The organism is Streptomyces sp. JLBT605, from assembly GCF_058215555.1.
The window spans coordinates 482,957-503,741 of the sequence record NZ_CM177087.1 but is presented as its reverse complement, the minus strand read 5'-3'; the positions used below and the strand labels follow the sequence as shown (position 1 = coordinate 503,741).

Sequence of the window (20,785 nt, the reverse complement as noted above, 5' to 3'; positions counted from 1 at the left end):
TCATCGATGCCCGAACACTGGTCACGGCCGTGCCCCGCACGCCACCAGCGCGACCCCTTTCGATGAAGGAGTGCCGGCCCATGACCGACGCCGTGACCCGCAGGTCCGCGATCCGACTCCTGGGCGGCGCGATCTCCGTCGCCACCGCGGCGACCGGCGGCCTGAGCGGGACCGGCGACGCCCAGGCGGCCGAGCCGGACCACCCCGACCCGCTGCGCGCCCCCCGCCCCGCGGACCGGGCACGCGTCGACGCCCTCCTCGACCGGCTGACCCTGGACGAGAAGATCTCCCTGCTGCACGGCGCCACCGACCCCGCACCCCTCGGCCAGGCCGGATACGTGCCCGGAGTGCCCCGACTGGGCATCCCGCCGCTGCGGCTCGCCGACGGGCCCGCCGGCGTCCGGGTCACCGCCCACGCCACCGCCCTGCCCGCCCCCGTCATGCTCGCCTCCGCCTTCGACCCCGAGCTGGCCCGCGAGTACGGGCGCACCATCGGCCGCGAGGGCAGGGCCCTGGGCCAGGACGTGCTGCTGTCGCCGATGGTCAACCTCATCCGCACCCCCTACGCCGGGCGGAACTTCGAGACCTTCACCGAGGACCCGCTGCTCGCCGCCGACCTGGTCGCGGCCGAGATCGGCGGCATCCAGGGCGAGGGGCTGATCGCCACCGTCAAGCACTTCGCGGCGAACAACCAGGAGTACCAGCGGGAATCGATCAATGTGATCGTCGACGAGCGGACCCTGCACGAGACCGAGCTGCGCGGCTTCGAGGCCGCGGTCGACGCCGGGGTCGGCGCCGTCATGGGCGCGTACAACAAGGTCAACGGCGACTTCGCCTGCCAGAGCCGCAAGCTGCTCACCGAGGTGCTGCGCGACCGCTGGCGCTTCACCGGCTGGGTGATGACCGACTGGTTCGCCGCGCACGGCACCGCCCCCGCCATCGCGGCCGGGCTCGACATGGAGATGCCCGACGGCCGGTTCTTCGGCGCCGCGCTGAAGGAGGCCGTGGCCGACGGCCGGGTCCCGCAGGCGCTGGTGGACCGGTCGGTACGCCGGCTGCTGACCGTCCTGGACCGCTTCCGGCTGCTCGACGGCCGCGCCCGGCCCCGCCCCCGCCGCGACCCGGCCGCCGGCGCCCGCACCGCGCTGAAGGTCGCCCTCGCCGGCGCGACCCTGCTGCGCAACGAACGCGCCACCCTCCCGCTCACCGGCGCGGCCGCGCGCAGCATCGCCGTCATCGGCCCCACCGGCGCGGTGCCCTTCGTCAGCGGCGGCGGCAGCGCGCATGTCGTCCCCGACCGCGCCGCCGGCCCGCTGGACGCCATCCGGGCGCGCGCCGGGAACAGCGCGCGGATCGGCTACGCGCTCGGCGAGGACATCTACGGCAAACCCCTGCCGTCCGGCGCGCTGGCCCCCACCGCCGACCTCGACGCGCACCGGGTCCCGGCCGGCCGCACCTGGAGCTACGAGGGCACCCTCACCGTCCCCCGCGCCGAGGAATGGATCTTCGTCATCCACTACTCCGGCCAACGCCCCCAGGTCCAGCTCGACGGAGCCGAACTCTTCCCCGTGCTGCCCGGCGTGCGGGAGCAGTTCACCGGCGGCCTGACCAGCCATACCCCCGACGGCCTGACCGTGCGCCGCAGGACCCTCCCCCGGCTCGCGGCCGGCCCGCACCGGCTGCGGATCACCGCCCGCGGCGGGGCCCGGGGCCAGACCTTCCGGCTGCGCCGCATCACCACCGCCACCCGGGCCGCCGACCTCGACGAGGCGGTGCGCGCCGCCCGGGCCGCGCACGCCGTGGTGCTCTTCGCCTACGAGGACGCGACCGAGGGACAGGACCGCACCACCCTCGCGCTCCCCGGCCACCAGGAGGCCCTGATCGAGGCGGTCACCGCGGTCAATCCGCGCACCACCGTGGTCCTGAACACCTCTTCCTGCACCTCGATGCCCTGGCTGGCCCGCACCGGCGCGGTGCTCCAGATGTACTACCCGGGGCAGGAGGGAGCGGCGGCCACCGCCGCGCTGCTCTTCGGCGACGCCGACCCCGGCGGCAAGCTCACCCAGACCTTCCCGGTCTCCGACCGCCGGCACCCGCTCGCCGGGGACCGGCTGCGCTATCCCGGCGTCGCCGGACGCCAGGAGTACACCGAGGGCATCCACCTCGGCTACCGCTGGTACGACGCCGAGGACGCCGAGCCGCTCTTCCCCTTCGGCCACGGCCTGTCGTACACCACCTTCGGCTACTCCGGGCTGCGGCTGGCCGCGCGGGACCGCGGGCTCGATGTGAGCTTCACCATCCGCAACACCGGCCGGCGCACGGGCGTGGAGGTGGCCCAGGTCTACCTCGGACCCTCCGCGCACCTCGACCTGGACCAGCCGGTCCGCGCCCTGGCCGGCTACCGGCGCGTCGAGCTGCGGCCCGGTGAGGCACGCCGGATCCGGATCCGCGTCACACCGCGGTCGCTGTCCTCCTGGGACGATGGCAGGCACGCCTGGGTGCTCGGCACCGGGCGGCGCAGGGTCGAGGTCGGAGCCTCCGCGCGCGACCTGCGGCTGCTCGGCACCGTCCGAGTGCCCGCCGGCATCGAGTAGGCTTCCCCACCGTGTGCCTACGGCCGGCGTGCACGGGGGCAGAAGATCGTCAAGGGGAGGAACCGGCGTGGACATCGAAGCGTGGCTGGAGACCGTACCCGCGGTAAGCGTGTATCTGATCGTGGGTCTGGTCATCGGTCTGGAGAGCCTCGGCATCCCGCTGCCCGGTGAGATCATCCTGGTCACAGCGACGCTGCTGGCGGCCTCCCAGGACCACATCAACCCCTACATCCTCGGCGGCGCCGCGATCGCGGGCGCGGTCATCGGCGACTCCATCGGCTATCTCATCGGCCGCAAGGGAGGCCAGCCGCTGCTCAACTGGCTGGGCCGCAAATTCCCCAAGCACTTCAGCCCCCACCACGTCGCGACCGCCGAACGCTCCTTCCAGAAGTGGGGCATGTGGGCGGTCTTCGTCGGCCGTTTCATCGCGCTGCTGCGGATCTTCGCGGGCCCGCTCGCCGGCGTGCTGCGCATGCCGTACTGGAAGTTCGCCATCGCCAACGTGCTCGGCGGCATCGTCTGGGCCGGCGGCACCGTGGCCGTCATCTACTCGGTCGGCAAGGTCGCCGAGGACTGGCTCAAGCGCTTCTCCTGGATCGGCCTGGTGGCCGCCGTGCTCTTCGGTCTCGGGTCCTTCCTGGTGATGAAGCGGCGGGCGAAGAAGGCCGCCGAGGCGCAGGCGGAGGCCACGGTGGCGGAGGGCGACGAGCCGGCCGGACCGGCGCCGGTCGCCGCCGGCGACTGACCGGCGACCGCACCCACCGAACCGGCCACACCGGCCACACCGGCCGCATCGGGTCGCGGCGGCCGCATCGGGTCGCGGCGGCAGGAGAATGGCTCCATCGAACGCGCCGCACCGCACCGCGGCGTGGGAACGGGGGATCGAGATGGCACAGCGTGCGCTGATTTCGGGCGTGGGTGGCAAGGAACCGGAGATCGCCCCGGAGGCGTTCACCGCGCCCACGTCGGTGGTCATCGGCGAGGTCACCATGGCCGCCGGATCGAGTGTCTGGTACCACGCCGTGCTGCGCGCCGACTGCGGCCCGATCGTCCTCGGTGCCGACAGCAACATCCAGGACAACTGCACCGTGCACGTGGACCCGGGCTACCCGGTCACCGTGGGGGAGCGCGTCTCGGTCGGGCACAACGCCGTGCTGCACGGCTGCACGGTCGAGGACGACGTACTGATCGGCATGGGCGCCACCGTCCTCAACGGCGCGCACATCGGGGCCGGCTCTCTGATCGCGGCGCAGGCCCTGGTCCCGCAGGGGATGCGGGTGCCGCCCGGTTCGCTGGTCGCCGGGGTGCCCGCCCGGGTCAAGCGGGAGCTGACCGATGAGGAGCGCGAGATGATCTCGCTCAACGCCGCGATGTACCTGGGCCTGGCCAAGGACCACCGCGAAGCCCACCAGGACTGAGCCCGCGCCGCCCGCCGCCGGGCCGGATTCTCCCGCGTGCCCCCGGGCCCGGCCTCCCCGCGCGCCTCCGGCGCCCGGTCTCCCCGCCTGTATCCGGCTGGGGTTTTCCCTGCTCGGCCCATCCCTCGTTTCCCCTGCCCGCCGCCGCGCGCCGCCGCAGGTGGGGATACGGTGTGCGGGTGCCGAAAAACCGGAACGTGTTCTCATCGCTCGCCGCCGCGCGCCGCCGGGCCGTCTCCCGTGCGGTGCATCGCGGCTGGCAGTGGATGCGTGACGCCGGCGCGGTGACCGCCGAGCGCCCGGGCCCGTACCGCTTCGGCCGGATCGGAGCGGGCACCCGGCTCGCCTTCCCGCTGGGCACCGTCTTCGGCGAGCCGTGGATGGAGCTGGGCGAGCACTGCATCATCGCCGAGCAGGTCACCCTCACCGCGGGCATGATGCCCGGTCTCGACCTCGGCCCGGAGCCGGTGCTGCGCCTGGGCGACGGGGTGGTGCTGGGCCGTGGCAGCCATGTGGTGGCCTCCCGCCCGGTGGTGATCGAGCGCGAGGTGTTCTGCGGCCCGTACGTCTACATCACCTCCGACAACCACTCCTACGACGACCCCGAGCAGCCGGTCGGCAAGCAGTGGCCGCGCAGCGCCCCGGTGACCATCGGCGCCGGCAGCTGGCTGGGCGCGGGCGCGGTGATACTGCCCGGCGCCCGCCTGGGCCGGAACGTCGTGGTCGCGGCCGGTGCCGTGGTCCGCGGCGAGGTGCCCGACCACGCGGTGGTGGCCGGCGCGCCGGCCAAGGTGGTGCGCCGCTGGGACGCGCGGACGGGCTGGCAGCCGCCGCTGCGCACCCCGGCGCCGGTACCGATACCGGAAGGGGTCACCCCGCAGCAGCTGCTGGCCCTCGGCGATCTCGACGATCTCGCCGAGCCGGACGGCGCGGGCGACCCGGGCATGACTCGGGCATGACCCGGGCGTGACCCGGACTGAGCTCTCAGCCGCCGGAGGCGAGAAGCACCGTGCCGACCAGTGCCAGCCCGGCACCCGCGGTCTGCAGGGCGCGCAACCGCTCCTGGAGCACCCCGCGCGCGGCGAGCGCCGTCACCACCGGGTAGAGCGAGGCCAGCACCGCCGCCACGGTCACCGGGCCGTGCTGGGCGGCTATGGAGTACGTGCCGTTGGCCGCGACGTCCGCGAGCCCGACGAAGGCGAGTGCCGGTATGGCGCTCCGCAGCGCCGCGGTGCCCCCCTCGGGCAGCGCCGGGGCACCGCGCCGCACGGAGGCGTACAGCGCCGCCCCGCCGATGGCCACATTGCACAGCCGCTGCACGAACAGGGCGAGGAACAGCCCGGTCACCGTGGAGGACGCCTCGGCGATCAGGGAGATCACCGCGCCGAAGCCGAGGGCGGATCCGATGGTCAGGAGCATGGTCTCCCGCTGCACCGGGGCTCCGCCGAACTTGGCCCCGCCCGCCATCAGCACGCCGGCGACCGCGACCGCCATGCCCGCGCCCTGGAGCATCCCCAGGCGCTCTCCGGCGACCAGCCCGACCCCCACCGGGACCGCGACCGTGCCCAGCGACGCGACCGGCGAGACGACCCCCATCGGGCCGAGCGAGAGCGCGCGGTAGAAGGCGAGCATCGCCGCCGGGCCCACCACGCCCGCCAGTACCGCGAACCCCAGCTCGGGGCCGGCCTCGGTCCAGCCACCGGTGGCCACGACGATGGCGCCGAGCACCACGACCGCCAGGGTCTGCGAGACCACCACCACGGTGAGCGCCGGGGTACGGCGTGTCAGCAGCCCGCCACCGAAGTCGGCCAGCCCCCAAAGGAGGCTGGTGGCCAGAGCGAAGAGTGCTGTCATGGGAGAACCTCGCCGTACAGTGTGATGGACGCTGGAGTCCAGCACACCGTAGTGCAGTCAAATGAACTCCGCCATTCAATATATTCGACGACAGATCGGCTAAGGATTCCGGATCGTGACGGACCTCGATCAGCTCACCCAGTCGCTCGCCCGCAACCTCAAGCACTGGCGGGCCGAGCGCGGCTACACCCTTGACGCCCTCGCCGCTCGCTCCGGAGTCAGCCGCGGCATGATCATCCAGATCGAGCAGGCCAGGACCAACCCGAGCGTCGGCACCACGGTCAAGCTCGCCGACGCGCTCGGCGTGAGCATCACCACCCTCCTCGACTACGAGAAGGGCCCGCGCGTCCAGCTGGTGCCCGCCGATCAGGCGGTGCGGCTGTGGTCCACCGAGGCGGGCAGCTCCACCACCCTGCTCGTCGGCGCCGAAGCGCACGGCCCGCTGGAGATGTGGCGCTGGCGGCTGATGCCCGGCGACGGCAGCGCCTCGGACCCGCACCCCGCCGGCACGGTCGAGATGCTCCACGTCACGGCGGGCGAGCTGACCCTCGTCGTGGACGGCGAGGAGTACACCATCCCGGCCGGGGCCTCGGCGAGCTTCGAAGCGGGCGCGCCGCACGCCTACCGCAACGACGGCACCGAGACGGTGGAGATGACCATGACCGTCTCCGTCCCGCCCGCACGCTGAGACGCCCCCCTGCCCTGCCCGGCGGGCTGTTAGCTTGTCGGTCATGAGCACGCCCATGGATGCCTTCGAGGACGTACGGCCCGCCATCGAACACCTCGACCTGCTGGCGGCGCCGGTGGCCGCCGCGCTCCGCGACTGGCGCGGCTCGGTGCCCGTGGAGCAGGTGCTGTACGCGGACACCGACCCCGACAAGGCCGACACGGCCGTCCTGGTCGAGAACTACGGCCCCTGGCTGCTGGAGCAGTCCGCCAACTGCGTCGTGGTCGCGGGCAAGCGCGGCGGTGAGGTCAGCCTGGTCGCCTGTTTGGTCCTCGCGCACACCCGGCTCGACGTCAACGGCGTGGTCCGCCGCCAACTGGGAGCGCGCAAGGCGTCCTTCGCTCCGCGGGAGACGGCGATCGAGGGCAGCGGCATGGAGTTCGGCGGCATCACCCCGATCGGTCTGCCCGCCGAGTGGCCGCTGCTGGTGGACGCCGCCGTCGCCGACACACCGTACGTGCTCATCGGCAGCGGCAGCCGCCGGGGGAAGCTGATCGTGCCCGGCAAGGCGCTGGCCGAACTCCCGGGTGCCACCGTGCTGGAGGGGCTCGGCGGCTGAGCGCCCGGGAGCCGGTGCCTCACGGCTCACACCGGTTCGGGTTGCGGTTCCGGACGACTCACACCGGTTCGGGTTGCGGTTCCGGCTGCCGCGCCGGCGCGGCCTTCGGTTCCCACATCCTGGTCAGCCGCATGTAGCCGTAGATCACCGAAGCCATCGCCAGAATGAGGAGGGGCCCGAACAGCCACGGCTGTTCGGCCATTTCCATCGGGAGATAGCGATAGGACGCCAGCAGCGCGGCGAAGACCGCTGTGCCGTAGGCGACCAGCTGGATTCCGGACTTGTCCCAGCCGCGGTCGAACGAGCGCAGAGCCGCCTCGATCGTGAGCGCGAAGACCACTCCGGCAACGAGATCCACGCCGTAGTGGTAACCGAACCCCAGCGTCGCGCCGAGCGTGGCCGTCAGCCAGAACGTCCCCGCGTAGCGCAGCACGCGCGGGCCGGTGCGGGTGTGGATGAAGATCGCGATGGCCCAGGCGGTGTGCAGGCTGGGCATGCAGTTGCGCGGGGTGAGCGCGTCGTAGGGCACCGGGTGCGGGGTGGTGAGCGCCGGCGGTGTGTGCGGCCACAGGTTGCTCACCGCCCACTGCACGCCGCCGGTGCCGGAGGTGCCCGGGCCGTAGGCGAAGATCGGTCCGACCACGGGGAAGATCATGTAGATGGCCGGGCCGAGGAGGCCGATGACCAGGAACGTGCGCACCAGATGGTGGCGCGGGAAGCGGCGCTCGCTCGCCACGTTGCGCAGCTGGTACAGCGCGACGACGACCGCGGCCACCGCGAGTTCGGCGTAGACCCAGTCGAGGAGATGGGTGCCGACCGGGGCGGTCGCCTCGAGGATCCGGCCCGCCACCCACGATGGGTTGCCCAGCGCGTGATCGGCGGTCGCCACATACGGGTCGAGGACCGTCGGGTGGGTCTTCGCGGTGATGAGCAGCCAGGCATCGCCGGTCTTGCGGCCGGTCCACAGCAGCAGGCCCAGCCCCACGCCCTTCAGCAGCAGGGCACGTTCGGCGCCGGTGCGGCGCGTGACAGCGATGACCGCACAGCCCAGCATCACCCACAGCGCGCCATTGCCGAAGGTGTGGCCGTCGGGCGCCTTGGCGTCGACCGCCCACCGCACCAGGGCGAAGACGACGTCGATGCCGATCGCGACACCAGCCGCGATGAACCGCTGCCGCCAGGTGAGCACCACCATCATCAACGCCATGCCGGCGTACAGCGGGCCCGGTTTGGGTGCGAATATCAGCTCTTCCGCCTGGGTGGTCACCGGCCCCGGTACGCCGGAGTGTCGCGCGACGAGCTCCAGAGCGATGAGGAATCCGAGGGTCGCCACACCCGCCGTGGCCCACAGGATCGCCCGTGGCTGACGCCACGCGGCGAAATTGATTCTGCTGATTATTCGCAAAGACACCCCCGATACTATAGGCATCAATTGCTTGATCGATTTGCGGGGTCTTAGTTAAAGAAGCCCGCTTTTATGCCGCATGGTGCGGTTTCTCCGGCGAAGGGCAGGCGTACCACCGCGCTCCGCGGACGTCGGCGGCGGATCTCGACCGGCTCAGCCGAGCCGGGGTATCTCGATGGCCGGGCAGCGGTCCATCACCATCTCCAGGCCCGCCTCGCGGGTGCGCCGCCACGCCTCCTCGTCGATCACCCCGAGCTGGAACCACACCGCCTCGGCCCCGATCGCCACGGCCTCGTCGGCGACGCCGCCGGCCAGGTGGGAATTGACGAAGACGTCCACGACGTCGACGTCGAAGGGGATCTCGGACAGCGACGCGTAGCCCTTCTCGCCATGCACCGTCTCGGCCTTCGGGTGCACCGGCACGATCCGCTTGCCGTACCGCTGGAGGACCTGGGCCACGCCGTACGCCGCGCGCCGCTGGTTGGAGGAGAGACCCACGATCGCCCAGGTGTCGCCGAGCTCGGTGAGGATCCTGCGCACCGTCGCCGGATCGCCGTACATGTCTGCCTCCTGGGCGTGCCGAAAAGCGTTTGTGTCCTGCACAACAGGCGTCGGCTCCCCGGGATTCCCCTCCCCTCCGGCCTACGATATGCGCACGAGGAGGGGAGGACCATGCGACGGCTGGGCGATCTGGAAGCCGAGATAATGGACCGGTTGTGGCGTTGGCAGCGGCCCACCACGGTGCGCGAGGTGGTCGACGACATCAACAAGACTCGTCCGGTGGCCTACACCACGGTGATGACGGTGGCGGACATCCTGTACCGCAAGGGCTGGCTGAGACGTCACAAGACCGGCCGCGCCTGGGCGTACGAGCCGGTGCGCAGCCGCGAGGACTACACCGCCGGCCTCATGCAGGACGCCCTCGGCCGCAGTGAGGACCGTCCGGCAGCCCTGCTGCGCTTCGTGGAGCACATGTCCGCGGAGGACTTCCAGGCGCTGGACGCCGCACTGCGCACGGTCGGTCTGCCGGGGACGGACGAGACGGCCGGCCGTGGCGGCGGACGCCGGTGAGCCATCACATCGTTCCGCCGCTGGCCATCGCCCTCCTCGCCGGGCTGGTCTTCCCCGTTCTGCTGGCCCGGGCCGGCTGGGTCCACTGGGCACCGCGTCTCGCCGTCGGCACCTGGGGAGTCCTGGGGCTCGCCTTCACCACCGGTCTCGCCCTGAGCCTTCTGCAGTTGCTGCTGCCGCACGGCAGCGGTCACCGGCTGGCGCAACGCGTCGAGAGCTGCGTCCCCTGGGACGGGCAGGGATGCCGGGTCCCGGGCCGGCCCGAGCTGCCGGCACTGTCACTAGCGGAGTTGTCCGCGGTGGCGGCCGCGGCCGGAGTGCTGCTGGTGCCGGGTGTGATGTTCTGCCAGGAGCTGCTACGCGCCCGGAGGCGGCGCGTCGAGCACGCGCGAGGGCTCCGGCTGGTCGGCCGGCCGGACGCCGGTCTGCGGGCGACCGTGGTGGAGCACGAGGTGCCGGTCGTCTACTGCCTTCCCGGGCGCGCCCCCCAGGTCGTCGTGACCACCGGGGCGCTGCACACCCTCACCCAGGCGCAGCTGTCCGCCGCGCTCCGGCACGAGCAGGCGCACATCACCGGCCGCCACCATGTGGTCATCGCGGCCGTCGAGGGGTTCGGACGGGTCTTCCGCCGGCTCCCGCTGACCCGGCTGGCGCGCTCCCAGGTCCCGTTGCTGCTGGAGATGACCGCCGACGACCACGCGCTGCGCCACTGCTCGCGCGATGAACTGGCCACGGCGCTGTACTCCATGGCGGCCGCCCGCCCCACGGTCAAGACGGCGTTCGCCGCCGGCGGGCCGTCCACGGCCATCCGCATCCGGCGACTTCTCACCCGGCGCAGCGGTGGCCATCCCGTCCTGCACGGTGTGCTGACCGTGGGGCTCGCGGTGTGCACGGTGGTCCCGCTGGCCACGGCGTGCTGCTTCTTCTACCGGTGACCCCGGTTCTACCGGGGCCCCGGGCGGTCACCGGTGACCTGGCCGGTCAGCGGTGACGCAGGCGGTCGGTGAGGAGGTCCGCGACGAGGCCGGCGATGTCCTGGCCGGCCTCGGTCAGGAAGAAGTGCCCGCCGGGGAAGACGTCCAGGGTGCAGTCGCCGGTGGTGTGGCGGCGCCAGGCGGCCGCCTCCTCGATGCTCACCCTGGGGTCGTCCGCACCCGTCAGTACGGCGATCGGGCAGCTCGGTTCGGGCCCCGCCCGGTGCCGGTAGGTCTCGATCGCCCGGTAGTCGACGCGCACCGCGGGCAGGAACATGCGCCGCAGGCCCGGATCGGCGAGCAGTTCCGGCTCGGTGCCGCCCAGCAGCCGCAGATCGGCCGCCAGCCCCTCGTCGTCCTTCAGATGGGTGTACTCCTCGCGGTGGCGGCAGGGCGCTCTGCGGCCCGAGGCGAAGAGCAGGACCGGAGGCGAGGCGGCCTCGTGCTCCAGGTGCCTGGCCACCTCATAGGCGACCACCGCGCCCATGCTGTGGCCGAACAGCGCCAGCGGCCGCTCGTCCAGCAGCGGTACCAGGGCCTGGACGAACCGGCGCGTCAGCTCGGCGATATCGTCGATTCCCGGCTCACTCCTGCGGTCCTGGCGGCCCGGGTACTGCACCGCCAGCACCTCCACCGCCGGGGCGAGCGCCTGGGCCAGCGGGAAGTAGAAGCCGGCCGCCCCGCCGGCGTGCGGAAAGCACAGCAGGCGCACCGGCGAGTGCTCCCCGGTGCGGAAGCGCCGGATCCACCGGGTGTCGGTCGGAACGCGTCCGCTCATGGGCCGCTCACCGCGGCGGGGCCCGACCAGTCGTCGCCCGGGTCGGCCAGCCGGTGGAGCAGGTCCTCGTAGGAGCGGAGCATGTCGTCCATCAACCCCTCGGGGAACAGCTCGTCCACGGCGTCCCAGGCCAGCCGCACCGACCCGTCCTCAAGCCGGTACACCTGGTGGTCGAGCCAGACCTGCGGGGTCTGGGAGAGCATCCAGCTCCACTCGCCCAGCTCCGCCTGGACCTCGGGGCGGACGAAGGGGGAGCCGAGGTTGCACGCGAACACCACCGGGGCACCGACACGCTTCCCGCCGTGGGCGCGGCGCAGGTCCTGAAGGACGTTCAGCGTGGAGTACTGGGCGTGCGAGACGTTTTCCTGGAGCTGGCGTTGCAGGTCCCGGACGCGCCGCGCGAAGGGAGCCGGCTGCCGGGCGTCCACGCTGAGCAGCACCAGGTTGGTGAAGTCGGCGACCAGGTCGCCCACCGACGGATCCAGCGGCTGCCGGTCGAACAGCGGCACGTTGAGCAGGAAATGCCGGTCCTCGCTCCACGCCGCCAGCACCTCCGCGTAGGCGGTCGCGAGCACCATGGCCGCGGTCAGCCCGTGTTCGCGCGCCCGCCCGGTGATGCGCTCCCACTCCGCGGAGCCGAGCAGGAAGTCGCGCCGCGAGAACCTCGGCGCGGTGACCTGCTCCGGGGGCGCTGCCAGCGGAAGGCGCGGGCCGGACGTGGGGAGTTCGGCGAGCCGGCCGCGCCAGTACTCCCGGGCGACCGCCAGGGGGCTGCCCGCCTCGCCCGGGGCGCCGCACCAGGCCCGGTAGTCCTCCAGGTACTGCGCGAATCCATAGGCCGGCGGCGGTGCGAGCCGCTCGGGGTCCTGGTAGGTGGTGGCGAGATCCGCGAGTACCAGTTCGATGCTGGCCACATCGGCCACCAGCAGATCGATGTTGACGTGGATCCGGGTCCGGCCGCCGGGCAGCAGTGACAGCTGCACGTCGAACACCTCGCCGGCGGCGACGTCCAGGAGCCGGTGGGAGAGCGTGGCCCGCAGTTCGTCGAGGCCGCGCGCCACCTTCTCCCCTCCGCCCCCGCCGTCGTCCCCGAAACCGTCCCCGAATCCGTCCCCGGCTTCGTTCGCGGTTTCCTCCCTGGTTTCGTTGCCGGTGAAATCGTGGACCCGGAGCCCGGCCCAGGCGCTCCGCGGCAGGATCTGCTGCCGCCCGTCCTCCAGGAACCGCGCGCGCAGCATGTCGTGCCGGGCCAGCACCTGACGCACCGCGGCCTCAAGCCGGTCCGGGCGGATGCCGGCGCCGTCCAGCTCCAGGTAGGCGTGGCACCCGACGCCCCCGAGGGTCATCCCCTCACGGCGCCCGATCCAGTAGGCCCGCTGGACCGGCGTGAGGTCGAAGGGCGCCTCGGCGTCGACCAGCCGCCGCGCCTCCTTCCCGGCGGCCCCGGAGGCGGCGGTCGCGGAGGCGGGCGCGCCCTGGTGGGCCGTCAGCAGCGCGTGCCACCGTTCCACCGTCGGGTGCTCCGCCAGCTCGCGGAAGGTCACGGCCGCTCCGGCGCGCCGCCAGCCGCCGGACAGCTTCATCATCCTGATCGAGTCCATCCCGTGCCCGATCAGGTTCGCCGAATCGGAGAGCGTGTCGGCATCCACTCCGAGCACATCGGCCGCCGCGCGCCGGATGTCGTCCTTCGACAGTTCCTGCATAGCCAATCCCTACGTTGTGCGTGCGTTGTGCGTGATGGAAGCGCGTCGCGCCTACGAGGTGTGCCGGGTCCGCAGCCCGTCCAGCCAGGCGGTGACGCGCTCGGCGACGGCCGGCAGCCGGTCCGCCCCGACGATCGAGTAGTGGTCGTGCGGCCAGACGTCCGTCTCCAGGTCGGAGCAGACGGCGTGCCAGGCGGGCAGCGGATCCGGGCGCTGGACCGCGCCTGCGACCAGCAGGAGGGTGGGCACCTCGGACGGGGCCGGCCGGTGGGAGCCGAGGATCGCCAGGTTGTGGGCGTGTACCCGCATCAGCAGCTCGTACTGGCGCACATCGGCCTCCGCGGGCAGCCACCCGTGGCCTCTGGCCACCTCCGCCCCGGTCTCCGTCAGTGTGTCCGGGGAGGCGTCGAGTACGGCGTCTCGCGCGCTTACGGGCAGCCGTCCGCCGGCGAGGTCACCGAGGAACTCCAGGTGCCGGTCGGCCTCGGTGCCCGGTGCCCGGGCCTCGGTCGGATCGCTGTCGATCATGAACACGCTGACCTGGTGGCCCTGCCCGGCCAGTTGCCCGGCGACCTCGTGGGCGAGGATGCCGCCCATCGACCAGCCGCCCAGCACATACGGGCCTTCCGGCCGCACCCGCTGGAGCTCCTCGCGGTAGGCCGCCGCCATCGTCACCAGGTCCGGGGCGAGGGCTGCCGTCGTGCCCTCGGCGAGGGCCCGGCTCTGGAAGGCGTGCACCGGCCCGGGCCAGCAGCGCGCCAGCGCGGTGTAGCTGGTGACCGAGCCGCCCACCGGGTGGAAGAGGAAGAGTTCCGGCCCGGAGGCGTCAGAGGAACCGGATCCACCGGCGTTGCCCGTGCGGCTGCCGGCTCCGGAGGCGGCGGTGGTGTCGGAGAGGGTGACGCGGCAGGTGGAGATCCGGTCGCGCTCCTCGATGCGCTCGGCGAGGGCCCGCACCGTCGGCGCCTCGAAGACCTGGCCGAACTGCAGCTCGACGCCGAGCTCCGCCTGGACGCGGTTGATCAACCGGAGCGCGAGCAGGGAGTTGCCGCCCAGCGCGAAGAAGTTGCCGTCCGGCTCGACGGCGGGGAGCTCCAGGAGCTCCGCCCAGAGCGCGCTCAGCCGCTTCACCAGCTCGCTCGCCGAAGCGTCCGAGCCGTCCGCTCCGGCCGGGGCGGCCTCTGCCGGTCCGGGCTGCCGCGCCTCGAGCGCGGCCAGCGCCCCCGCCACGTCCACCTTGCCGTTGGGCGTGAGCGGCAGCCGGTCCAGCACATGGATCTGGCCGGGGATCAGGTAGTGCGGCAGCCGCGCCTGGAGATGGCCGAGAATCGTGCGACTGTCGAGATGCTCGCCCTGCCCGGGCACGACGAGCGCGACCAGGCGCCGCTGCCCGCCGGGCGCCTGCACGCCGTTGACCACGCACTCGCGCACCCCGGGATGCTCCCGGACGGCCGCCTCGACCTCTCCCGGCTCGACCCGGAACCCCTGGATCTTCAGCTGGCGGTCCTCACGGCCCAGGAACTCGATGGTGCCGTCCGGCCGGTAGCAGCCCAGATCCCCGGTCCAGTACAGGCGCTCACCGGTCTCGGGGTGGTCGAAGAAGCGCTCGGTGGTGCGCCGCTCATCCCGCCAGTAGCCCTTGCTGAGCCCCACGCCGCCGATGTGGATGCGGCCGACCGCCCACGGCGGGCGCAGGCCCAGCCGGTGGTCGAGCACCCGCATCGTCTGGTTCCGCAGCGGGACGCCGTAGGGCACGCTCTGCCAGTCGGGGTCGACGCGGTCGATCTCGAAGATGTTCGACCAGATGGACGCCTCGGTGGCACCGCCCATCGCGACGAGCCGGGCGTCCGTCCAGAGCGCGCGCAGCCGGTCCGGCAGCGTGAGCGGGATCCAGTCACCGCTCATCAGGAAGGCGCGCAGCGGCGGGACGCCGGTCGCCGGGCGCTCCTCGACGACCTCGGCGAGCATCTGCGCGAGCGCGGGCACGGAGTTCCACACCGTCGCGCCGTGGGTGACCGCCGCCTCGGCCCAGCCCACCGGGTCGGGACGGGACGTCGCCTCCGGCAGGACGAGGGCGGCACCGGCGGCGAGCGCCCCGAAGACGTCCCAGACGGACAGGTCGAAGCTGAGCGAGGAGATGCCGAAGACCCGGTCGGTGGGGACCAGCCCGAGACGTTCGTTGATGTCCACCACGGTGTTCACCGCGGCCTGATGCTCGATCATCACGCCCTTGGGCTGCCCGGTCGAGCCGGAGGTGTAGATGATGTAGGCGAGGTCGGCCGGATCGCCGGGCGGGGCGGTGAGCGCCGCGGAGATGGGCTCCGCCTCGTCCACCGCCAGGACGGGCCGGCTGCCCAGGGCCTCGGCGCCGGGCCGGCGGTGCGACTGGACCAGGGCCGCCCGCGCGGAGCAGGCGTCCAGCAGGTGCTGGATCCGTTCGGCCGGCAGTCCGGCGTCGATCGGGCAGTACGCCGCCCCGGCCCGCAGCACCCCGAGCACCCCGACGATCTGCTCCCAGCCCTTGGCCATGACCACGGGCACGACGTCGCCGCGGCCCGCCCCCTGGCCGGCCAGCCAGCAGGCCACCGCCCGCGAACGGGCCTCCAGCTCCCGGTAAGTCAGGGTCCGCCCGGAGGTCAGCACGGCGACCGCGTCGGGGCGCTCGGCGGCCTGGCGCAGGAAGCCGTCCTCCAGGCGCGTCGCCGGCGGCGGCGCGATGTCCGCGTTGAGCGCGGCGACGGTGGCCCGGTGCCCGGCGGGGACCGGGTCGGGCGCCGCCTCGGCCCCGTCCGGCCCGGCGAGCGCGTCAAGCATCCGCCCGTACGCCTGGAACATCAGGTCCACCAGACCGGGCGGGAACGCCTCGTCGACCACGTCCCACACGCAGTTGACTCCGCCGCCCGGGCCGTCGTGGAGCTGGTTGTCGATCAGCACCTGGGGAGTGCGCAGATCACTGGTGACCTCGCGGCAGGCCAGCCGGTCCGGCCCGGGCGGGGCCGGCGTCTGCCCGCCCGGCTTCAGCATGCTGGTGAAGACGTACGGCAGCGCGGCGCGCGAGGTCCAGCCGCGGCGCGCGGCCAGTTCGCGGGTGATCCGCACTCCGGCCACGTCGGCGTGGCGCAGATCGCGCATCACCTGCTTCTGCAGCGTCCGGGCGCGCTCCCAGAAGTCCCCGGACTGCCGCAGGTCCACCTCCAGCGGCAGCGTGGCGCCGAACTGGCCCACCACCCCGGTCATCTCGGGGCGGGAGGTGGCCCAGTTCTGGTGGAGCATGTTGAGGCAGAAGCGGGGGGATTCCGCCCAGGCGCCGAGCACCTCGGCGAAGACATGCAGGAGCGCGGTGGTCGGCAGGACGCGGTGCCGGCGGAACGCGGCGCTCAGCCGCCGCCACCGCTCGGGGTCCAGGTGGTGGATGCGCCGGGTGAACCGGACCGTCCCGATGGCCGAGGGCTGTACCGCCAGCGGCAGCCGGGGGGCGTCCGGGAGGGTCTCCAGACGGTCCTCCCAGTACCGCCACTGCGCCTGGTACTCCTCGGTGGACTCGTGTGCGAGCAGCTCCATCCGGCAGTCGCGGTAGGTGCGCGGCACCGGGGGCAGCTCCGCGGCCGGGTCGTGGTAGCAGCTCCGCCATTCGTCGATCACCTGGCGGATCCCGCGTCCGTCGAGCAGCAGCAGACTCATAGCGAGGTGCACCCGGTACCGCCGGGGCCGTACGCGGTGGACGGCGATCTCGAAGAGCGGCCAGCGGGCGGGGTCGACGCCCTGCCCGCACATGCGCTCCCGGGTGGCCAGGATCTCCGCCTGGCACCGGTCGTCGTCCAGACCGGTCAGATCCTTCAGCGGCAGGTGGAAGGGCGGCAGCTCGGCCTCGTCGAGGACGCGCTGGGTGCCGGTGGGGTCGATCACGGTCCGCAGGTGGTCGTGCCGGCGCAGCAGTTGCTCCACGGCGCGTCGCGCGCGGGCCGGGTCCAGGTTCACCATGTCGAGCTCGACGTAGTAGCCGGGGAGGAATCCGCCGAGCTCGACCATGCGCGACATGCCGACGAGGTAGGCCTCTTGCAGAGGGGTCAGCGGAAACGGCGCGTGGGTGGTCATCCGCGTGCCTCCGGGCCACCGGACAGGGCCGCGGCCAGCTCCCTGACCGTGGGAGCCGTGAAGAGCAGGTCGATGGCCTCGTCACCGGTCTGCTCGATGCCCAGCTCGGTGCGGAACCGGCCGACCATCCGGACCGCGTGCAGCGAATCGCCGCCCAGGTCGAAGAAGTTGTCCTCGACGCCGAAGTCGTCGCGGCCCAGCGCGTCGGCCCAGATCTCCAGCAGCCGCCGCTCCAGCTCGGTCCGCGGCCCGGTCCGCTCCTCCGGCTCCAGGACGCGCCAGGGGGAGGGCAGGGCGGAGCGGTCGACCTTGCCGTTGGCGCTCAGCGGAATCTCGTCGATGACCACGTAGTGGTGCGGGACCATGTAGTCGGGCAGCAGGTCGCCGAGCACCTTGCCCAGCGCGGCGGCGTCCAGCGGCTCGTGGCCCGTGGAGGTTCCCGCGATCAGCACGTGCTGGATCAGCGCGTCCACCGCCGGGTCGCCCTCGGGGACGGAGGCGAAGCGGGTGAAGCCCGCGGCGGTGAGCTGCTCGCGCCATTCGGGCACCGACAGCAAGGTGGCCTCGCGCTGGTCCTGGTAGTTCCCGAAGCCTTCGAGGAAGGCGAAACTGATCATGTTCAGCGGGGAGTTGACGGTGCCCTCGACCAGGACCAGGATCCCGTCCGCGGCGAGCAGCCGCCGCAGGTTCCGCAGGCTCTTGGTCAGGTCCTTGGCGTCATGCATGACGTTCGCCGCGACGATGACATCGGCGGCGCCGGGCGTCAGGCCCTGCGTTGCCGGGTCGTCGTCGATGTCGAACAGGCCGTAGCTGACGAAGGGGTAGGCGTCGTCGTAGCGCCGTTTCGCCGACTCGGTGAAGGCGGTCGACAGGTCGGTGAAGTGGTACTCGACCCGGTCGGCCGGGAGTGCGGGCAGCACCCGGTCCGCGGTCGAGCCGGTCCCCGCGCCGACCTCGAGGATCCGGACCCTGCGGTCGGCCGGGAAGTGCTCCACGAAGCGGCGGACGGCCCGCGCGGTGATCCGGTTCTGCAGCTCGGCGGCCGGGTTGGTCGCGTACAGCGCCTCGGTCACCCGCCAGTCGCCGTCGGGGAGCAGCAGCTGGAGCGGCCGCACGGTGCCCCCCAGCAGCGCGAGCTGGCGGTTCACGCAGTCGGTGAAGTAGTCCAGCAGCACCCGGTCGGGCCCGTCGGCGGTGAGGTTGCCGAGTACGGTTCGGATCTCCTCGTCCAATGCGGCGGCGTCGAATCCCCGCGGGGCGCGGTACTCGCCCGGCTGCCCGGTGGCGCTCAGCGCGCCCCGGTCCGCCAGGACCGCCATCCACTGGTTGACCAGGCCGCGGTAGTGGGGCCGGATACCGCAGCGGCCGGTGATCTCTTCCGCCGTGGCCGTCTCGCCCCGGGTGGTGAAGACGCCGAGCTGGGCGAGGCTGCGGGCCATGACCGTGGGGGCGAGGGTCTCCAGCCGGTGCCACAGGCCGCGGAACGTCTCGATGGCGGGGGCGAGTTCACCGGCCGCCTGCCGCAGCTCGGTCTCGGCGGCCTCGCGCACCGAAGCCCAGCCGGCGGCGGCGTCCGGGGAGGCCGGCGCCGAGGTCTCGGTCTGGGCCGGGCCGTCCTCGGGCACCAGGTAGGCGACGAGCTGCCCGCGGTCGGTCGCGGGGTTGGTGTCGACGGTGAGGAGGGCCTCCCGCACACCCGGCTGGCGGCGCATCACCGCGGCGATCTCGTCGAGCTCGATGCGGAAGCCGTTCACCTTGACCTGGGTGTCCTCCCGGCCCAGGAACTCGATGTCGCCGCCGGGCAGATAGCGGCCCAGGTCGCCGGTGCGGTAGAGCGTCTCGCCGGAGGCGGGGTGGACGATGAACCGCTCGGCGGTCCTGACCGGGTCCGCCCAGTAGCCCTTGGCCACGCCGATGCCGCCGATGAAGATCTCGCCGGTCGTCCACACCGGGCAGGGGTCGAGCCGGTGGTCGAGCACATGGAGGGTCTGGTTGGCCAGCGGCTTGCCGTAGGGGATCCGGGTCCACTCGGCCGGAACCTCGCCGATGGGGAAGTGGACGGACCAGATGGACGCCTCGGTGGCCCCACCGAGGCTGATGACCTGGGCGTCGGGATACGGCGTGCGGATCGCGTCCGGCAGCGCCACCGGGATCCAGTCACCGCTGAGCAGCACCAGGCGCAGCGGGGCCGCGGCGGGCACCGGGGTGGGGGCGTCCAGCCAGACGCGCATCAGCGCCGGCACCGAGTTCCACACCGTCACGCCGTGCCGCTCCACCAGCTCCGACCAGTGCGCGGGGTCGTGCGACCGGCCGGGGGCGGGCAGCACCACCGCGGCTCCGGCCGCGAGGGAGCCGAAGACGTCGTAGACGGAGAGGTCGAAGCTGAGGGAGGAGAGCGCGAGCACGCGGTCATCGGGTCCGACACCGAACCGCTGGTTGATGTCCCGCACGGTGTTGGCCGCGCCCCGGTGATCGATGACCACACCCTTGGGCTGGCCGGTGGAGCCGGAAGTGAAGATCACATAGGCCAGGTCCTCGGGGGCGGGCGCCGTCTCCAGCGGGGTCGACTCGGCCTCGCGCACCTCGGCGTCGTCCAGGGTCACCAGGTGGATGCCGGCCGGCCACTCGAACTCCTCCCGCAGCCGCGGGGTGGTGACCACGATCCGCACGCCGCCCTGCTCCACCAGCTGGGCGCGCCGGGCGGCGGGCCACTGCGGGTCGATGGGCAGGTAGGCGGCCCGGGAGAGGGTGACGCCGAGGACGGCCGGGACCTGGGCGAGGCCCTTGTCGACGACGACGCCGACGAGCTGACCGGGCATCGCGCCGAGTGCGACCAGCCGGCGGGCGAGTCGGCGGGCATCCGCCACGACCTCGCGGTAGGTGAGCCGTCCGTCCTCCGCGAGCACCGCGACGGCGTCCGGGGACTCGGCCGCCCGCGCCTCGACCAGGCCGCTCAGGGTCGCCGCGGGGATGTCCGCGGCGGTGCTGTTGGCGCTGTCGCGCTCCGCGGTCTGCCAGCGCGGCAGCGAGGTCAGCCGGTCCTGGGCGTCCCAGGCCGCCGCGTCCCCTACCAGCAGGTCCAGCAGGTCGGCCGCCACCGCGGCGAGGTCCTCCGGCAGTCCTGGCGGCAGCTGGGCCTCCGGGATCTCCCAGGTCAGCGTGAGGCCGCCGGCCTCCTCGGCGAGCCGGCAGGCCAGTGCGCACGGGGCGGGCCGGGGAGAGGCATCGGCGGTGGCCGGGGGCGGCGCGGCCGCCTCGCCCGGGGCCTGGCCGGAGTCCTGGAGGAGCTGCCGGTGGGTCCGCTCGGCGCGGGCCGCGAACGAGTCGCCGGGGCGCACCTCGAAGGCGAGCGGACGTGCCGGGCCGGGGCCGGGCGTCAGCATCTCGAGTGAGAAGTCAGGCTGCTTGGACCACAGGCGCAGCACCTCGGCGACGGCTGTCAGCCCGACCGCGGCCGGGCTGAGACATCGTTCGTTTGCGATTTGCACAAGGGTAGACCAGTCGTCCTTTGGCAACTGCGTCGTGTGTCGGACCGGGGCGGTATTCGCGAGGTGTTCCGACTGCGGCACCACGGGTATTTCCGGTGCGGGAGCCAGGCTCGGCAGTC

15 protein-coding genes are annotated in these 20,785 nt (G+C 73.0%); 8 read left to right on the top strand and 7 right to left on the bottom strand.

Going from position 1 to position 20,785, the window contains the following annotated elements; translation table 11 throughout:
- Positions 1-80 precede the first annotated feature (80 nt).
- From AC4BDD_RS02450 to AC4BDD_RS02435, 4 genes are all read left to right on the top strand, one after another.
- Positions 81-2,594, top strand: coding sequence for a beta-glucosidase family protein (locus AC4BDD_RS02450; RefSeq protein ID WP_490689297.1), 2,514 nt, complete (start codon positions 81-83; stop codon positions 2,592-2,594).
- Positions 2,595-2,661: 67 nt separating this feature from the next.
- A complete protein-coding gene (locus AC4BDD_RS02445; protein WP_490689296.1) occupies positions 2,662-3,339 on the top strand; it encodes a DedA family protein in 678 nt (225 codons plus the stop codon).
- 142 nt (positions 3,340-3,481) lie between these two features.
- On the top strand, positions 3,482-4,012 hold the full coding sequence (locus AC4BDD_RS02440; RefSeq protein WP_490691625.1) for a gamma carbonic anhydrase family protein: 531 nt from the start codon (positions 3,482-3,484) through the stop codon (positions 4,010-4,012).
- Positions 4,013-4,191: 179 nt separating this feature from the next.
- Positions 4,192-4,971, top strand: a complete 780-nt coding sequence (locus AC4BDD_RS02435) for an acyltransferase (protein ID WP_490689295.1) — start codon at positions 4,192-4,194, stop codon at positions 4,969-4,971.
- Between the two features lie 25 nt (positions 4,972-4,996).
- Here the strand turns inward: AC4BDD_RS02435 and AC4BDD_RS02430 are convergent, their stop codons facing one another.
- Positions 4,997-5,866, bottom strand: a complete 870-nt coding sequence (locus tag AC4BDD_RS02430) for an EamA family transporter (protein ID WP_490689294.1) — start codon at positions 5,864-5,866, stop codon at positions 4,997-4,999.
- 115 nt (positions 5,867-5,981) lie between these two features.
- Between AC4BDD_RS02430 and AC4BDD_RS02425 the strand changes: the two genes are divergently transcribed.
- Both AC4BDD_RS02425 and AC4BDD_RS02420 read left to right on the top strand, forming a co-directional pair.
- Positions 5,982-6,554 (top strand): helix-turn-helix domain-containing protein, encoded by a 573-nt coding sequence (locus AC4BDD_RS02425; protein WP_490689293.1) that lies wholly within the window; start codon positions 5,982-5,984, stop codon positions 6,552-6,554.
- A gap of 43 nt (positions 6,555-6,597) precedes the next feature.
- The gene (locus AC4BDD_RS02420; protein WP_490689292.1) at positions 6,598-7,152 is read left to right on the top strand and encodes a YbaK/EbsC family protein; all 555 of its coding nucleotides are present in this window, start codon (positions 6,598-6,600) and stop codon (positions 7,150-7,152) included.
- A 58-nt stretch (positions 7,153-7,210) separates the two neighbouring features.
- Here AC4BDD_RS02420 and AC4BDD_RS02415 read toward each other — a convergent pair whose 3' ends face one another.
- Both AC4BDD_RS02415 and AC4BDD_RS02410 read right to left on the bottom strand, forming a co-directional pair.
- On the bottom strand, positions 7,211-8,581 hold the full coding sequence (locus tag AC4BDD_RS02415) for a phosphatase PAP2 family protein (protein ID WP_490689291.1): 1,371 nt from the start codon (positions 8,579-8,581) through the stop codon (positions 7,211-7,213).
- Between the two features lie 129 nt (positions 8,582-8,710).
- Positions 8,711-9,118 (bottom strand): CoA-binding protein, encoded by a 408-nt coding sequence (locus tag AC4BDD_RS02410; protein WP_490689290.1) that lies wholly within the window; start codon positions 9,116-9,118, stop codon positions 8,711-8,713.
- 111 nt (positions 9,119-9,229) lie between these two features.
- On the opposite strand from AC4BDD_RS02410, the gene AC4BDD_RS02405 reads away from it, so the two are divergent.
- Together AC4BDD_RS02405 and AC4BDD_RS02400 are read left to right on the top strand one after the other, a co-directional pair.
- A complete protein-coding gene (locus tag AC4BDD_RS02405; RefSeq protein WP_490689289.1) occupies positions 9,230-9,628 on the top strand; it encodes a BlaI/MecI/CopY family transcriptional regulator in 399 nt (132 codons plus the stop codon).
- Positions 9,625-10,563, top strand: coding sequence for a M56 family metallopeptidase (locus AC4BDD_RS02400; RefSeq protein WP_490689288.1), 939 nt, complete (start codon positions 9,625-9,627; stop codon positions 10,561-10,563). Before AC4BDD_RS02405 ends, AC4BDD_RS02400 begins: the two co-directional genes overlap by 4 nt.
- A 46-nt stretch (positions 10,564-10,609) precedes the next feature.
- On the opposite strand, the gene AC4BDD_RS02395 is transcribed toward AC4BDD_RS02400, so the two are convergent.
- From AC4BDD_RS02395 to AC4BDD_RS02380, 4 genes are read right to left on the bottom strand one after another with little or no spacing between them, the layout of a single operon-like run.
- Positions 10,610-11,380 carry a thioesterase II family protein gene (locus AC4BDD_RS02395; RefSeq protein ID WP_490689287.1) on the bottom strand — a complete coding sequence of 257 codons (771 nt, stop codon included), beginning with the start codon at positions 11,378-11,380 and terminating at the stop codon, positions 10,610-10,612.
- Positions 11,377-13,083, bottom strand: coding sequence for a condensation domain-containing protein (locus AC4BDD_RS02390; protein ID WP_490689286.1), 1,707 nt, complete (start codon positions 13,081-13,083; stop codon positions 11,377-11,379). Before AC4BDD_RS02390 ends, AC4BDD_RS02395 begins: the two co-directional genes overlap by 4 nt.
- 51 nt (positions 13,084-13,134) lie before the next feature.
- The gene (locus AC4BDD_RS02385; RefSeq protein WP_490689285.1) at positions 13,135-17,178 is read right to left on the bottom strand and encodes a non-ribosomal peptide synthetase; all 4,044 of its coding nucleotides are present in this window, start codon (positions 17,176-17,178) and stop codon (positions 13,135-13,137) included.
- Positions 17,175-20,666: an amino acid adenylation domain-containing protein gene (locus AC4BDD_RS02380; protein WP_490689284.1), complete on the bottom strand. Its 3,492-nt coding sequence runs from the start codon at positions 20,664-20,666 to the stop codon at positions 17,175-17,177. The genes AC4BDD_RS02385 and AC4BDD_RS02380 overlap by 4 nt, the downstream gene beginning before the upstream one ends.
- Positions 20,667-20,785: the final 119 nt, after the last annotated feature.